General features: G+C 54.7%; 11 protein-coding genes. 6 read left to right on the plus strand and 5 right to left on the minus strand.

The window, feature by feature from the left end; all coding sequences use genetic code 11:
- Positions 1-224 precede the first annotated feature (224 nt).
- The 5 genes from RBB77_RS08390 (at position 225) to RBB77_RS08410 (ending at position 7696) form a co-directional block, all read left to right on the plus strand.
- A complete protein-coding gene (locus RBB77_RS08390) occupies positions 225-1511 on the plus strand; it encodes a GRP family sugar transporter (RefSeq protein ID WP_353066405.1) in 1287 nt (428 codons plus the stop codon).
- Between the two features lie 222 nt (positions 1512-1733).
- Positions 1734-3647, plus strand: coding sequence for a CRTAC1 family protein (locus RBB77_RS08395; RefSeq protein WP_353066407.1), 1914 nt, complete (start codon positions 1734-1736; stop codon positions 3645-3647).
- 71 nt (positions 3648-3718) lie between these two features.
- Positions 3719-6019, plus strand: a complete 2301-nt coding sequence (locus RBB77_RS08400) for a tetratricopeptide repeat protein (RefSeq protein ID WP_353066408.1) — start codon at positions 3719-3721, stop codon at positions 6017-6019.
- Positions 6020-6095: 76 nt separating this feature from the next.
- Positions 6096-6605, plus strand: a complete 510-nt coding sequence (locus RBB77_RS08405; protein WP_353066410.1) for a hypothetical protein — start codon at positions 6096-6098, stop codon at positions 6603-6605.
- 74 nt (positions 6606-6679) lie between these two features.
- Complete coding sequence (locus RBB77_RS08410) at positions 6680-7696, plus strand: tetratricopeptide repeat protein (RefSeq protein WP_353067595.1); 1017 nt, start codon at positions 6680-6682, stop codon at positions 7694-7696.
- 47 nt (positions 7697-7743) lie between these two features.
- Here the strand turns inward: RBB77_RS08410 and RBB77_RS08415 are convergent, their stop codons facing one another.
- The 5 genes from RBB77_RS08415 to RBB77_RS08435 form a co-directional block, all read right to left on the minus strand.
- Positions 7744-11079, minus strand: coding sequence for a TonB-dependent receptor (locus RBB77_RS08415; RefSeq protein ID WP_353066412.1), 3336 nt, complete (start codon positions 11077-11079; stop codon positions 7744-7746).
- Between the two features lie 177 nt (positions 11080-11256).
- The gene (locus RBB77_RS08420) at positions 11257-11682 is read right to left on the minus strand and encodes a TOBE domain-containing protein (protein ID WP_353066414.1); all 426 of its coding nucleotides are present in this window, start codon (positions 11680-11682) and stop codon (positions 11257-11259) included.
- 76 nt (positions 11683-11758) lie between these two features.
- Positions 11759-13150, minus strand: a complete 1392-nt coding sequence (locus tag RBB77_RS08425) for an FAD-containing oxidoreductase (RefSeq protein WP_353066415.1) — start codon at positions 13148-13150, stop codon at positions 11759-11761.
- On the minus strand, positions 13150-13611 hold the full coding sequence (locus RBB77_RS08430; protein WP_353066417.1) for a DUF4126 domain-containing protein: 462 nt from the start codon (positions 13609-13611) through the stop codon (positions 13150-13152). The genes RBB77_RS08425 and RBB77_RS08430 overlap by 1 nt, the downstream gene beginning before the upstream one ends.
- 169 nt (positions 13612-13780) lie before the next feature.
- Positions 13781-14257: a nuclear transport factor 2 family protein gene (locus tag RBB77_RS08435; RefSeq protein ID WP_353066419.1), complete on the minus strand. Its 477-nt coding sequence runs from the start codon at positions 14255-14257 to the stop codon at positions 13781-13783.
- A 423-nt stretch (positions 14258-14680) separates the two neighbouring features.
- Between RBB77_RS08435 and RBB77_RS08440 the strand changes: the two genes are divergently transcribed.
- Positions 14681-15889, plus strand: coding sequence for an OmpA family protein (locus tag RBB77_RS08440; protein ID WP_353066421.1), 1209 nt, complete (start codon positions 14681-14683; stop codon positions 15887-15889).
- Positions 15890-15921 lie beyond the last annotated feature (32 nt).

Here is a 15921-nt window from a genome sequence, read left to right on the forward strand (position 1 = left end):
TTACGTGTTGTAAAGGGGATGTAGGGCTTTGCTCGGTGGGACCGCTTAGTATGGACAGGTGATTGGAGGTTGTTTTGAATTTTGCGAAAGAGATAAAGACGATTGCTACGGACAGTCATTTCCTGGTTCCACTGTGTGTGCTTGTGTTGGGGATTGTTTTGCTGGCAGTGTTGCATTAGTCGGCAGAGTACGGCCGGTCTGAAGGGAAGCATCGAGGGAGTTGAATGGCATTGGTCGTAGAGGAGACAGGAAAGACGGGCTTGTCGCTGCATGGCCTGGGTGTCGTCTGCGGGTTGTCGGCTGGAGTTTGGTTGGGAGCGGCCGAGGCTCCAACGAAGTTGGTGAATGCAGGGTTTTCGCCGTTTGCGATCTCGTTGTGTATGGTCGCCGGAGTGTTCACGGCGCGATGGACCTTTCCTACTCTGTTGAAGGGGACGGGGTATGTCTTCGAGGATCTGGCGGAGAGGAAACACCTGATGGTTTGGGCGCTGCTGGCAGGGGCGTTGTGGGCAGTGGCGAATACTCTGACTGTGTTCGCGATTCGCGACGTGGGTTTGGCGGTGGCGTTTCCGATGTGGAATGCGAACTCGCTGATTGGATTGTTCTGGGGGCGCGTGCTGTTTCGTGAGTTGGAGGGCGCGAGCGGCAGAAATATTGCGAAGGTTGTGCTGGGTGCGATTGCAATTGTAATTGCCGCGGTGATGCTGGGTTTCAGCACGATCCACGGCGGGGCAATGGGAAGGCATGCTGTTCGCGGAATCGTTGCGGCGTTGGGCGCGAGCCTAATGTGGGGGACGATGTACGTTCCGTATCGCAAGGCGTATCTCAGCGGGATGAATCCGCTTTCATTTGTGACGGTGTTTACGGTGGGCGAGTTGGGAACGGTGCTGGCGCTGACGCTGGCTCTGGATGGAGGGTTGCATTCGTCGGCGTTCCAACTGTTTCGTGTGTCCGGAGCGTTGTTCTGGCTTTTCCTGGGTGGGTTTGTGTGGGTGATCGGAGACCTGTTTCAGCAATTTGCGACGAAGTATCTGGGGATTGGGCGCGGGATTCCGCTTTCAAATACCAATCAACTTTGGGGGCTCGCGTGGGGTGCGCTGGTGTTTGGCGAACTGGCGAAGGCTGACAGGCAGCATCGATGGATGGTGATTGGAGGGTCGGTGATCATGATCCTTGGGGCGCTGGCCATCAGCACGGCGGTGGCTTCGGCTAAGGAAGGGAACTCGACGAATGAGGCAGTGCTGCGGGAGTGCAGGCGATACGGCTTGGACTATCAACGAACGATAATGGCGCAGGCTGGAGATGAGTTCGGCGGGAGGGACGAGCGGCGTCGCTGGTGGGATTACATCATTGTTCTGACTGCGATTGCAGTCTTTGTCACGTTGGGGGTTCGAGCGGTAGTGCCGCCGCTGACCATGGACCTTCGTTGGGTCGTGATTCTGAGTGTGGTGTTGGTTGCGAGTTTGATGGTTGGAGGTTGGAGCCTCTGGCGGAGGACGCGATTTAACTGATGGTATCTTTCCTCGCGGCTAGATCTCACTTTGTGGCTTGTGGGGTGCGGACCGGTGTTTGACGCGACACCGAGGCAGGCGAAATAGGGATAGACACGAACGATTACAAAGCTGATGATTTCGGGGTGGGAACTGTATCGTTCGGATATGGCTATACCACCCCTGACACAGTGGCTGCTGCGGGTTATGCGTTTTGAATCAGAGGCGAGAACAAGCGACGTTATGAAATATCTTCAAAAAATAATTCTCTCAGGCGTTTTGGTGGGCGAGGTGTTAGCAGGATCATTTGCAACGGCGCAGGAAACGCCTAAGCCAAGCCAGACTCCCGACCTGCCTACCCCAACTGTGCCCAAGGGCGGATCTGCGACGGCGGGCGTATTCGCTGCGGTGAAGGATTCGGAGTTGCGTCCGATCACTGCGGGGGGATTCGTTAAAGACGGGCCGGTGATCTTCAAAGATATTGCTAAACAAGCTGGCCTGACTGGCTGGCATCACGTGATGGGGACGCCTGAAAAGAAGTACATACTGGAGACAACCGGCTCGGGTGTCGCCTTACTGGACTATGACAATGACGGCTGGCTCGATATCTACTTGGTGAACGGCTCTACCTACGATGCGATGAAGGGTACGGCGGATCCTCCACATGCAGCGTTGTTTCATAACAACCACGATGGAACATTTACCGATGTTTCCGTCAAAGCCGGAGTCACAAACGATCGTTGGGGGTATGGCGTCGCGGTGGGAGATTACGACAACGATGGCTGGCCGGATATCTACGTCTCCAACTTTGGCAAGAATCGGCTGTATCACAACAATCACGACGGAACGTTCACCGACGTAGCGGAAAAAGCAGGAGTCACGCTGGGGAATTGGTCTACTGGAGCGACGTTTGGAGACTACGACGGGGACGGTCGGCTCGACCTCTTTGTTCCTGGGTACGTCCACTACGACATCAGCCATCCACCTGATCCGGGATCGGAGGCTATTGGGATGGTCTACTGTCAGTTTCGCGGAGTGAATACTTTGTGCGGGCCGCGCGGGTTGCAAGGGGAGGGAGATCACCTCTTTCACAACAACGGGGATGGAACCTTTACCGACGTAAGCGAGAAGGCTGGTGTGTCAGATAAAGCTCGCTACTACGGCTTTACGGCGGTGTTTGTCGATATCAACAATGACGGCAAGGTCGATCTTGTAGTCACCGACGATTCGTCGCCGAACTATCTTTATATGAATAACGGAGATGGAACATTTGAAGATGCCAGTTACTACTCTGGTTTCGCATTGAACCAGCAAGGACGCGATCAGGCTGGCATGGGCCTAGCAGTTGGTGATTATCTCAACAATGGGTGGATCGATCTCTACACTGGAACATTTTCGGATGACTACAAACCTCTGTTTAGAAATGGTGGGGATCAGGGATTTACTGAAATAAGTCCGGAGATGGGTATCGCAGAGGTCACGTATCCTTTTCTGACCTGGGCGACTGAATTTATCGACTATGACAACGATGGCTGGAAGGACATCTTTCTGGTCAACGGACATGTCTATCCGCAGGTGGATAAGTACGATTGGGGAACTTCCTACGCGCAGCGTCCTCTCCTGTTTCATAACATCGACAAGGGAAAGAAGTTTGAGGTGATACCGGCGGTGATTGGAAGCGGGTTGGCGGACGTGATTCCGGGACGGGGAGCCGCGTTCGGCGACCTGTTCAACGACGGTAAGGTGGACGTTGTCATCAATTCGATGGACCATGTGCCTTCGCTGATGAGAAATGTTAATCCGGATAACCATCACTGGGTTGGCTTGAAGTTGATCGGAGGTCCAAAGAGTCCGCGAGATGCCGTGGGCGCTGCGGTCTACCTGACGGCGGGTGGGATACGTCAACGAGCAGACGTGCTAAGTGGTGGCAGCTATGAGTCTTCCAACGATCAGCGACCACACTTCGGAATTGGCGATGCGACCAAGGTAGATGCTGTTGAGATTCATTGGCCCAGCGGATTGGTGGAACAGATAGTCATCCCATCGGTTGACCGCTTTTTCACGATTCAAGAGGGAAAGGGTGTTGTGCCCGGTCTTCTGGACGAACCCGGGAGGACGAAATCTGCCGCAGAAACTAGCAGACAAAAGGTGCACTAGGTAAGTAGAATTCCGATCAACCTTTCGCACCTACTTAGTTTGTAAGCCGACGAAAGGAAAGCTGGGAATCGATGCTGACGTTTTCGGAGTGGGCCAAGACGCGGATGGAGTGGGTGGTCGGCAATCGACGGCGCCTCGCTGTCGTAAGGGTGGCGTACGTCGCTTTGGTTTGCGCGCTCCTGGCAGCAAGCGTGTTTGCCTTTCTTCCGCGGATTCAGGCGCACTCGGATCAAAACGATACCCAGCAAAAGATCACAGACGAAGCTACAGTTCGCAAAGAATACGCAGAGAAGGTTGGCAAAACGTACAACTTTGCGTTCGGCAAAGGGAATATTTCAACTCCAGGAAACGCAGCAGTGCTTGGAGACACATTTCTCGAGCCAGATGCGTTTCCTACGGCCGACTACTGTGGCCATTGCCATAAAGAGGCGTACCACCAGTGGCGGCAGTCGTTACACTCCAACTCATTTCGAACGCCGTTTTATCGCACTAGCGTCAATATCCTGATTAGGACCAAGGGAATTGAGTTCTCGCGCCACTGCGATAGCTGTCACAATCCGATTGCAGTGCTCGGCGGGGGACTAACGCAGAGTTCGATCGTGGATCGCAAGTTCGATCAGGATGGATTGACTTGCACTACGTGCCATTCGGTGCAGAAACTGCAGTCGACGCTTGGCAACGGCGGCTATGTGATGGGTGTACCGGCCGTGCTCGTCGATGAAAATGGCACACGCATTCCCGGGTTGGTACCTGATTCAGAGATTTTGGCTCATCTTGATAGGCACTCGAAGGCGGTGATGCAAACCTTCTACCGGACGCCCGAGTTTTGCTCCGCCTGCCATAAGGCTAACTTGCCGAATCCGCTGAACGATTACAAATGGATCCGCGCATTCACGGCGTATGACGAGTGGCAAAACTCTAAGTTCTCGCAGCGAAATCCGCTCACCTTTTATCAAGCCGATTTCACTAGCTGCCAGGGTTGCCATATGAAGCGTGCATCGAATGCGCTGCCAGAGCCAGGCGCTAAGAACGGTACCTTCGCCTCGCACCGTTGGACTGCAGGCAATACCGCTGTTCCTTTCTACTATGGGTTTGATGGACAGCTCGAGAAGACGATCGAATTTCTGAAGACTGGAAATTATCTAAACGTCGATCTGTTCGCAATTCGCAAGGCGAACGATGACAAGCTAATCGCACCCTTGGGTTCGACGGCGTTCACTCTCGCACCGGGTGATGTCGTGCAGGCGATGGCGGTGATCCAGAACAAAAATATCGGCCATTCGCTGATTCCAGAGGTGCGCGACCTGTATGAGGCCTGGGTAGAGTTTGTAGTCACCGACTCTAGTGGCAAGGAGATCTACCACAGCGGCTTCATCAAACCAGATGGAAAGCTGGATGAGCGGGCGCACAGCTTTACGAACCGTCCGGTCAACACGGACGGTGGGTTCGTCGACAATCACAAGGTGTGGACGATCCATTCTGTTGCGTATGACAACACGGTTCAGGCGGGCCGTTCCTCTCTCATTCGTTACGAGTTTCGCATTCCATCCGAAGCGAAAGGGACAGTAACAATTACTGCCAGAGTTAATTATCGACATCTCCGCCAGAGCTATCTGAACAACGTTTTCGGAGAAGATCACGTCGCCTACCCGATTGTTGAGTTGGCTTCACGATCCCGGACACTCAATCTTGGAGAGAATCCGGTGAGCGCACCCGATCCGAAAGACAATGCTGACTGGATGCGTTGGAATAACCTCGGCATTTCCTATCTCGATCAGTTGCAGTACAGCGATGCGATTCAAGCCTTTTCACAGGTCGTCAAGTTGCGGCCGGATTATGCTGACGGCTACACCAATATTGGCCTAACAAATATCGAATGGGAGAAATACGCTTCGGCTCGCGCAGGCCTTGAGAAGGCCCTGGAACTCAGTCCCAATAACGCTCGGGCTCTTTACTACCTTGCGTTGGTGGAGCGGCGAGCAGGAAATTCCGAAGCTGAAGTAGCAGATCTCAAGAAGGTTCTGGCACAGTATCCCCAATCACGAGACGCTCGTCGAGAGCTGGGGATCTCTTACTATCAACAACGCAAGCCTCAGGAGGCGATGGAGCAGTTTGAGGCGTTGCAGGCGATTGACCCGGATGACCTGACAGCGCATTACAATCTTGCGCTGCTATACCGTCGTGCCGGGATGAAGGACAAGGCCAAGGAACAATCCGCGAAGTTCGTCACGAAAAAGATTGACCCTGGCGCACCTACCTATTCTCTAGATTTCCTCCGTAAGCATCCGGAAATCTCGATAGAAAGCGTGCCGTGGCATGTGCATAAGGATCTGGCGCATCCCGAAGTTATGAGCGCCGGTGGAGAGCACTGAGACGTGGGTCGGCTCGGAAACACTCTAAGATAAGATACGTTCTCAATGGGTGGGGATTGCGGTGAGTGGAGAAGTTGTGAGCAAAAAAAGTTGGATGGCAGTTGTGTTTGCGGTAGTAATTGTAACATTCATTGCGCCGCCGCGATGTCTAGCTGAAACGCAGTGTCCATGGCTAAATGCCGCAACCGCTGCCGGCGTCTTGGGCGGTGAAGTACAGGCGAACGTCGCTGCACTGACGCCGCAGGGCGATACTACCTGTGAATTCAAACGCACTGAGCACTCTGCTGTTTTCGTATTGACGATCGCTGTGCATACGATGGCTCTCCCCGCGAAGGATTTTGCCACGTACCTTGCTCGATGTAGCGGTACCGCGGTTCCTCTGAAGGGAATTGGCAATGAGGCGGTTCATTGTGTCACGACCAATGGCTCGGCCAATGGGGGAGAACAGATCATCGGCCGGGTTCGTGACCGGGCGTTTGTCATTGATCTCAAGCGAAGCTCAGCTATGCAGCCCATCTCGAGTGTGAACGGCTTGAGTGATGAGGCGAGAAACGTGGCGGAACAGGTAGCCGGAGCGCTCTTTTAGATATGTCGCTTATCGCCTGGCGTTCCGGCAGACATCTTGAATTGATGAAGCTTTGCTTTGTTTGCTCTGTGGGAATGGTTTCTATCGTTCATGGGAACGCTCAGCAGAACTTAGGTACAAGTGGATTAGAGAGTTCAACCCACTCGTCTCAGGGCAGCGCGATTCCGACTAACGAGGTACAGCGGTTGATCTCTCGTGGTCAGTTGAGTGAAGCGGAGACGCGGTTAGATTCATTGGCCAGCCAGCAACCGGAACCAGCGGGAGTAGAGCGTATGCGCGGGATGATTCACTACCAGCGCAATGAATTTGCCGCCGCGAATTCGGCCTTCGAAAAAGCAATCATGCAAGATCCCAAAGATCTCCAAGCTACGCAGATGCGCGGCGTGACGCTTTATCGAATGGGACAACCGGCAGCGGCAATTCCTCTTCTCGAACGTGCGAATACTCCCATAGCAAGCGACAACGCTGATGGCACCTATGTTTTGGCGGTCTGTTACCTCGACGTCCATCGGTATGACGACGCGCGCCGCATCTTTGCCCAACAGTACAAGCTCCCAGTTGATTCGGCTGCATCGTATTTGTTTATGGGACGTATGCTGCTCCGCCGCAATTACCCAGTCGAGTCCGAACAGATGACACGCAAAGCACTCGAAATTGAGCCGAGATTACCTTTGGCGCATCTGCTGCTGGGACAGCTTGCACTATCGCGGTCGCAGGCGGCTGAAGCCGTTGTCGAGTTTGAAGCCGAACGGAAGATCAATCCGATGGACGGAGAGGTTTATGAGCGCCTGGGTGATTCCTACTTGCGAGCGTTGCGCTACGAAGATGCACAACAGGCTTTGAACTGTGCGCTCCTCCTGGAGCCGAATTCTACCGGGCCCTACATACTGCTCGGGCAGGTTCTGTTGAAACGGGATGATGCTTTGACGGCGCTTAATTATCTGATGCGTGCAGAGCACATGGATCCAAATAACCATCTCACTCATCTGCTGCTTGGTCAGGCTTACCGTGCTTTGGGCCGCAAAGAAGATGCCACGCGCGAGTACAAAAGCGCAGAGAGCATTCAGAACTCCGTCGAAAATCCGAAATAGCTGGCATCTTACATCGGACATGTTCTAACGATGTGACGAAACCCTAACTATCGGCTTATTCGAATCGCAAATTGCACGACACGAGGGTCGGTTGTAGTCGAAGTGATCGTACCGAACGCGGCGGACCCGAAGCTGCCGTTGGGCTGCGAGAACTCTGGCGTGTTGGTGACGTTAAACATCTCGGCACGGAACTCGAGGTCGGCCTTTTCAACGAGTCGGGTGCGTTTGATCAGGGAGACGTCGAGGTCGCGGTAGGCTGGGCCGCGAACTGGATTGCGGGATGCGCTGCCAATGACGAACTGTGGGGCGGTCCCGAATGCCGCGGTGTTGAAGTAGTGCGCGGGAGAACGCACATTAGCGGCTAGTTTCGGATTTCCGACGATGTTGGGGCGTTGAAGTGAGAAGCCGGCGAAAGAGTTGTTGTTCGTGGCCTGAGTGACCGTGACCGGCATCCCAGACTGCAGCGACAGAATTGAGTTTAGGCTCCATCCACCGAGAATCGCATTGCCGATGCCACTTGACGCGAAGCGGTGGCCGCGGCCGGCGGGCAGATCGTAGATGCCGCTGAAAGAGGTGACGTCGGGCATATCGCCGCTGGAGGAGTCACGTTCCAGATAGGGGCGGAAAGTATCTGCTGCGATGAGTGAACTTGTGTTGGGCGAGGAAAGAACGGTGGAAGAGAAGACCGAGGAAGCATCATCGATGAGTTTGGAGTGAGTGTAAGCGAATAGGAACGAGATGCCGTGAGAGAAGCGCTGCTCGGCTTTGGTCTGAATCGCGTTGTAGTTGGTGGTGCCGGAGTTGTGGCGATAGGTAGCGACGTTCTGGAAGCGAGGATAAGGCTTGATGAGCTGCGCGGCGGCAATGGTCTTCGTGTCAAGTGAACTGGAAGGGGGAAGCTGGCCGAAGTAAGGGTTTGTGACTGGAGTCAGCAGGGCCTGGCCCTCTGCGAGCTGGGCGGCGGTGAGCTGGTTTAGGTTGGAGTCGGGAATGCCAACGTGAATGATATTCGATCCTACGTACGCGACCTCAACGGAGAGATTGTTGGTTACTGCGTGCTGGACAGCGAGATTCCACTGCTGGACGTATCCGGAACCAGCGCCGCGATCAACGGTATAGACGCTTTGTCCAAGGCCGGCGTTTTGGTTAAGTGGAATGGGGGTGATTGAGGGGCCGTGCGATAGTGCGAATGCTGCGTTGACACTATCCTGTGTCTTCTGCGTGACGCTCTGTATGAAAGGGAACTGTGGAACAGTGAAGGGCGTCGTGATGCCGGATTGGTCGATGAAGACAATGCCAAAGCCGGAACGGACGACGGTCTTTTCATTGAGCATGTAAGTGAATCCGACACGAGGAGCCACATTGTCGTAGTGAAGTTCGCGGGCGCTGCGTGGGTTCCCGTCGACACCCACGTAGTCAAGCTGCTGAGTACCGAGGTTGAAGACCGCTCCCTGATTGTTCTTTTCGGTCGATGGATGGTGGAGCGTCCAACGTGCTCCGATGTTGAGCGTAAGACGATTGGATGCCTTCCAGTCATCTTGTAAAAAGTATTCTTCGATATAGTCGCGGGGGCGGATTTTGGCTTGTTGAAGGTCGATCTGGAAGGTGTCGACTTGACCGAGAAGGAAGCTGGCAACGGAGTTGCCACTGTTGGTGATTCCCTGTTGGTTGGTTCCGGTGGTTGTAAAGGCGAAGGAGCCTGTGGGGTTGGGCGGCGAGACGGTGTTGAGCTGATACCAGCGGAAATCGATGCCGGCTTTGATGGCATGTGCGCCGCGAGTGTAGACGACGGTGTCGACCATCTGCCAGACAGAGGTTTGAAAGTTTGCGAAGGTGCTTGCAGAGGGACCGAGCTGTTGGAAGCCAGTCAACGTGAAAAGAGGAAGGGCATTGTTGAAAGCCGCATTGGTGGGGATACCGGGGATGCCGAGCGCGTTCGAAGCTGTGTCGTCGAGGTCAGGACCGATGATGTTGTTGCTGCGGCGGGTGTAGCCGCCGGTGAGGTTGTTGACGAGACGTGGGGAAAAGACATGGTTCTCATTGGCGACGACTTGTTGTCCGCGCACGTTGGACAGGCCCGGAACGCCGCCAGTGCCGAGAGCTGCACCACTAATTAGACCGCTGCCATCAGGCAATGGAGTAACTGGATCTTCTACCTCGTTGTAGTAGGAGTAGCGGCCGAAGGCGTGGTCACGAGTTCCGTAAGCTCCATCGATGCGAACGTCGAATTGGTTCTGATGGTCGGCGTCGTTCGCGGTGCGAGTGTAGTTATTGGCAGCGGCGCCTTTGGTTGGGGTGGGGAAGCGGGCGAGGAGAGCCTTTGCCGCGGGATCAAACGGTATGTTAATGACGTCGCCGGGAAACTCCTGACGGACATTCTTCCCGTTAATGATAGTTGTCGTAGCGGGATTGTAGATCTTTGAGACGCCAGTGAAGATTCCGTTACGCTCGTTAACGGTTGGAATCGTCGAGGTAAGTGTGCGGCCGATGAACTGCTTGACCCCTTGGTAGTCGCCGAAGAAAAAGAGGCGGTCGTGGAGGATGGGTGCACCAAGGGTGGCGCCGTAGAGATTGCGTCGATACTCGGGCTTTGGTCCCGTCGGGGCGAAGTAGTTGCGGGCGTTGAGATCTTCATTGCGAAGATACTCAAAGAGGCTGCCATGTACGGTGTTAGAGCCCGAGCGAGTGGCGACGTTGACTACGCCACCGTTGAAGCGTCCGAATTCAGCGGGCACGTTATTCGCTTCGATGGTGAATTGCGCGATGTCATCGAGGATAGGGAAGTAGGCGACCTGGCCGGGCTCAGGCTGCAATGCAGAGATGCCGTCATAGATGTATTCGTTGGTGCGGGGACGGCCGCCGTTGATGCGAGGAAGCAAGGTTCCCGGAGGCAACTCAACACCTGGAGCCAGTGTTGTGAGCTGAATGAAGTTTCGTGTATTGAGCGGGGTGGAGGCGATGATGATGCCAGGGATCGTGGTCTGAATGGTGCTGGTCTCGGCCTGCAGGAGCGGAGCATCACTGTTGACGGTTACAACATGCTGATCGCCCCCGGGGCTGAGATTGAGATCGAGACTAACGGTCTGTCCGATGAAGAGTGAAACGCCTTCGCGATTGAGAGTCTTAAAGCCGGAAGCTTTCACCTCGACACTATAAGATCCCGGATTGAGATGGATGAAAAGATAATCGCCCGAGCTGGAGGTAGTCGTATATCGATGCAGGTTCGTTGAGGATTCGGTCAACTCCACCGCTGCGTTTGCGATGGAAGCACCAGAGGGATCGAGAACGCGGCCTTTCAAATCGGCCGCGATCTGGGCGGATACTATCGCTCCATCGAACAAGGTAACAATGAAGAGGGCGCAAGAGAGGCGGCGAAGCTTCATGAAAATCGCTCCTGGAAACGCAGGTTTGAGGTGCGTTCGGTTACAACAAGGATTAGCGAACAGTCGAGCTGAAGACTGGCCTCCCCGCACGTGTCCCACTGAATACTACGAAGTTATTCGATTCAAATCGTATAGTCAAACGATTCGCAGATCGGCCGGCTGGGACACCGATTGCAACTAAGAAGGATCGTCGAGGCGCTCAATCATCACGTCGGTCGACTTGATAAGAGCAGCTGCAAGATCACCCTTTTTCAATTGAAGCTCGCGCACAGCGTTTGAGGTGATGATCGCTGTGACATGTGTGTCCGCTACTGAAAGAACCACTTCCGCCAGAAGACCCTGTATGTGGATACTGACGACTTTGCCTGCAAGTTGATTCCTGCCACTGACGCGACGATAACGCTGTCGCGACTCGGCAGTGGGCTTCGTCTTGTCTTTCGTAAGAAATGGCTTCAAGGCCGCCTCTGACAGTCGATGATGTCCGCCCGGAGTCTGAACGGTCTTCAACTTTCCGCTCAGGATCCATTGCTTGATGGTTGGATAGCTCACGCCCAACATGCGAGCGGCTTCACGAGGCGTCAGCATTTGCTTGGTAGTCGGCATGCCCTATAGTTTTAGCATTTTTTTGAAGTCGACTGCACCCTAAGCTGCTCGTTCTTGCGAGTCAGCGACGACTATCCTACTTCACGCTCGTATCAAGCGGCTTTATCGACTGAAGCATCGTGGGAATGAGTTCCGATACGGTGGGGTGAATGTGAACGGCGTGAGAGAGAGTAGTGTAAGGTGCCCCTGCGTACATGGTGCTCAAGATGCAATGAATGGCTTCGTCTCCGCCAGTTCCGAGGATGGCGGCGCCCAGAATCTTCTTGTTTTCTGCGTCCACCAGCACTTTCATGAAGCCCTGCGTCTCTCCCTTCTCAACGGCGCGCCCGATCTTCGTCATTGGGCGAGTTCCGATCAGGGCAGCACGTCCACTCTGGCGCACTTGCGTCTCGGTAAGGCCGACCTGTGCCAGTGGGGGATCGATGTAAAGGGCACTTACAGGAATACGATCACTGACGCGCCGAGAGGCTTTGTCGAGGAGATTGTCCGCTACGATCTCAAAGTCGTTGTACGAGGTATGGGTAAAGGCCCCTCTTCCGTTGCAATCTCCGATCGCCCAAATCCCTGGAACGGACGTTTGCAGCTGATCATCGACAGTGATATAGCCATGCTCATTGGCCTTGACACCGGCGGCCGTTAGCCCGAGATCATCTGTATTTGGTCGCCTTCCAGCGGCGAGAAGAATGCGCGATCCTACGACCTGAGGATGGCCCTCAAGGCAGTCGAGGCCGACCGCCACTTCTCCGCCATCGTTCTCAAGTCGGATACAGTTCGCATCGAGGCGAAGCTGAATCCCCTCAGATTGAAGGATCTCCTGAACCGCCGAGGAGAGGTCCTCATCTTCATTGGGGATGAGCCGCGACTTGCGTTCGACAACCGTCACTTCAGCTCCGAAGCGTCGGTACATCTGAGCGAATTCAAGCCCTACGTAGCTTCCACCCACGACGATGAGATGTTTGGGAAGTTCCTCAAGGTCGAGGATGGTGGTGCTGGTAAGAAATGGAACCTCTCGAACGCCGGGCATATCAGGTATGGACGGCCGCGCACCGACGTTTAGAAAGATATTTTTTGCGTAAAGAACCTGGTCACCAACGCGAATCTCCTTGGGAGACTCGAAGCGCGCTGCTCCTGTAAATACGGTGCATCGCTCCATGCCTCGCAACCAACCCTCTACGCCCGTGCGGGACTTCATTACGATTGCATTCTTGCGAGCCAGTACTTGTTTCATATCGACGACGACGGGCTCTTTGCGGACGACTCCGAAGTCGCTGCCGCGGCGTGCGATGTGAGCTGCGTGTGCACTTGCGACCATTGCCTTGGTCGGAGTGCATCCGACGTTCACGCATGTTCCGCCGAACAGCTTGCGTTCGACCATGGCGACCGTCCAGCCGGCCTGTGTGAGACGGCCCGCTAACGACGGTCCCGCCTGTCCAGCACCGATGATGATTGCATCGAAGTCTTGTCTCATCAGAGTCTCGTGACTACCACGATAGCAAGAATGATCGCTACGGCATCTTCCAGTAAAGCCGCAGGAAGGTCTTTTCCGAACGCCTCAGCCAGTTTCGTGCGTACGGCCGCGCCCCCAAGTGTACCCGCTACCGCACCGACAGCGCCGGCGACGAGCCCGATGATCAACGATTGACGTGCTGCTCCCACGGCCGCTCCAGAGAAGGCTCCGGTAATGATCCGGGTGATGAATTGAGGTGGCACCTTTCGACTGGGCGTCTTCGGCAGCTTGTCATTGATCAACTCCCCGATAGCCAGCAACGTAAAGATGTAGGGCGTAGCGGCATAACCTAAAAATGCGAGAGAGGTGCCTTGAAGCGGCAGAAGACCAAGGCGGGCTGCCCAACTTACGGCCGCGGGTGCGGTCAAGGCGCGAAGTCCGGCGACAATACCGATCAAAAATGCAAGCACGATGATGAACATTAAGGCTCCTGTGAGGGATTATTTTTACTGTTGATTTGATAACACTACTGCTGCTGACTGCATGAGTGTTGGAGAGTATGCGGCAGGGTAGATAAAGAAAGGCTTAGAGCGTACGTCGCAACCAATCCCGTAGCTCGGTGGCGAAGCTTGCAGATCAGGGCCTGCTAACTTACAGGCCGAGCTCGGTAAGGCTTGGGTGGTCGTCTGGACGCCGACCGAGCGGCCAATGATAGAGGCGCTCGCTCTCTTTAATTGGAAGATCGTTAATGCACGCATAGCGATGATGCATGATTCCGCCTTCGCCGAACTCCCAGTTTTCATTTCCGTAAGAACGGAACCACTGCCCAGTTGCATCATGCGACTCATACGCGAACCGGACTGCGATCCGCGAGCCTCCAAACGCCCAGAGCTCTTTGATGAGCCGATAGTCCAACTCTTTTTGCCATTTGCGAGTGAGAAACTGCACGATCTGCTCTCGCCCGGTGACGAACTCCGAGCGATTGCGCCACTTGCTGTCGAGGGTATAAGCGAGGGCGACCTGCTCCGGATTACGCGAGTTCCAGCCGTCTTCGGCCTTACGTACCTTGAGGATTGCGGTCTCCTGTGTGAACGGTGGGACAAGTGCGACTTTCGATTCACTGCTCATTCCTGTACTCCTTCCGGCTATGGATCGTAAATTCTCTGTGAAAGAGAACAAGTGAGGACAACGGCGGACAACGAAATAGTTATCAAACGTATTAAGAAAGCCGCAACGGTAAACCTATGAGTGGTTGATCTCCCAGACTGCTTTTTTGCCCCTAATGTTAGGGCAATCGATTTGGCAGACGTATCGAATTGCCGGGGCGTGTTTGCATCTTCCAGTGTGCAAACTAGTGTTAGCCGAGTTGTTGCGGATCATGTCTCATCGCTTTGTTAGAGTTTGGAGTCTTTGAAACTGGGCCATTTCTTTTGAAAAAAAGATTTCAAAAGATGGCTGCCAGCGTTCGCTTTTTTGATGCCGAAGGTCTAGTATCGGTTGCGGAATTGGATTGCGGGCTCGAGCTTTTCTCAGTTAGAGGAGGCAGTAACCATGCCAGATTCCTACTTTTCGTCTCTTTCCAACTTGTTCCCCACCTCGGCCGTTCAGAGCATTGCCGGTCACTTCGGGGCGTCAGAGCGAACCGTCCTCAGCGGCATTCAATCATCGATCGCTGCGGTGCTCGGTGGTCTCGCGCAGAAGTCTAACGATAAGGGTTTTATCGGCCAAATTGCTCAACTGGCTTCGTCGACCCCGGAGAACGCTGCGACATCCGCACTTGCCCATGACGCTCTCACCAACCCCAACTCCTCGTTTCTTTCTGGAGCAAATCAGTTGCTCACCAGCACCTTCGGCGGCAAACTTGGCTCCATTACTGATGCACTGAGCAGTCAGACCGGACTGCGCTCAACGGCAATTTCCACTCTGCTGTCGCTTGGCGGTACGACCGTTCTAAGTCTGCTTGGGAACAAATTCCGCGATGGCAGCTTGAACGCGAGCAGTCTTCCAGGGTTTCTGCAAAAGGAAAGTGCTGCGCTGCAAGGGCATCTTCCAGTGGGATTTAGCGCAGGCACCGCTACGGTTACTACGCACAAAGTAGACGTCAACCCCGTAGTCGCCCAGACAGTACAGGTAGAAAAAAGCCGTTCCTTCTGGCCTTGGTTGCTGGGCCTGCTGGTGGCTGCACTGTTGCTTGGTTATTGGTGGTTCCACTCTCGACCGGAGCCAGTAGCGGTTGCTACCCCAGCGCCAGTCGTTGCTCCCGTCCCGCCCAAAATCACGTCCTCCTACGGAGCCGATCTGGGCTCGCTGGTCGATGTCAAGCTATGCGACGGATCTACGTTGCGGGTTCCAGAGCGAGGAATGGAAGGGAAGCTGATTACATTCATCGAGGATCCTGCTCACAAACCCGACAAAACCTCGTGGTTCGACTTTGACCGTCTGCTCTTCGATACCGACTCAGCTACTCTGCAGCCGCAGTCTACCGATCAACTCAACGATGTCGCAGCCACCCTCAAGGCCTGTCCTAACATCCACCTCAACGTCGGCGGCTACACCGATAACACCGGTGACGCCAAACATAACCAGAAGCTCTCGCAAGATCGTGCCGACAGCGTGGTCGCCCAGTTGGAGACCATGGGTATTGCGCCCAATCGATTGGTTGCCAAAGGATATGGCGATCACAATCCCGTGGCGGACAACTCCACGGAGGAGGGCCGCGCACTCAATCGGCGGATCTCCGTACTGGTAACCGCTAAATAGCGAACGCCCATCCCGGCTGGCGTCTCCCCTCG

Origin of the sequence: Tunturibacter psychrotolerans (genome assembly GCF_040359615.1) — a bacterium.
GTDB classification, from domain to species: domain Bacteria; phylum Acidobacteriota; class Terriglobia; order Terriglobales; family Acidobacteriaceae; genus Edaphobacter; species Edaphobacter psychrotolerans.

Excerpts from the sequence above, each read along its gene's own strand:
- RBB77_RS08420 (WP_353066414.1), bottom strand. The coding sequence starts at position 11,682 with ATGCCGACTACCAAGCAAATGCTGACGCCTCGTGAAGCCGCTCGCATG.
- RBB77_RS08415 (WP_353066412.1), bottom strand. The coding sequence starts at position 11,079 with ATGAAGCTTCGCCGCCTCTCTTGCGCCCTCTTCATTGTTACCTTGTTC.
- RBB77_RS08410 (WP_353067595.1), top strand. The coding sequence starts at position 6,680 with ATGGTTTCTATCGTTCATGGGAACGCTCAGCAGAACTTAGGTACAAGT.
- RBB77_RS08400 (WP_353066408.1), top strand. The coding sequence starts at position 3,719 with ATGCTGACGTTTTCGGAGTGGGCCAAGACGCGGATGGAGTGGGTGGTC.
- RBB77_RS08390 (WP_353066405.1), top strand. The coding sequence starts at position 225 with ATGGCATTGGTCGTAGAGGAGACAGGAAAGACGGGCTTGTCGCTGCAT.
- RBB77_RS08435 (WP_353066419.1), bottom strand. The coding sequence starts at position 14,257 with ATGAGCAGTGAATCGAAAGTCGCACTTGTCCCACCGTTCACACAGGAG.
- RBB77_RS08440 (WP_353066421.1), top strand. The coding sequence starts at position 14,681 with ATGCCAGATTCCTACTTTTCGTCTCTTTCCAACTTGTTCCCCACCTCG.
- RBB77_RS08430 (WP_353066417.1), bottom strand. The coding sequence starts at position 13,611 with ATGTTCATCATCGTGCTTGCATTTTTGATCGGTATTGTCGCCGGACTT.
- RBB77_RS08425 (WP_353066415.1), bottom strand. The coding sequence starts at position 13,150 with ATGAGACAAGACTTCGATGCAATCATCATCGGTGCTGGACAGGCGGGA.
- RBB77_RS08395 (WP_353066407.1), top strand. The coding sequence starts at position 1,734 with ATGAAATATCTTCAAAAAATAATTCTCTCAGGCGTTTTGGTGGGCGAG.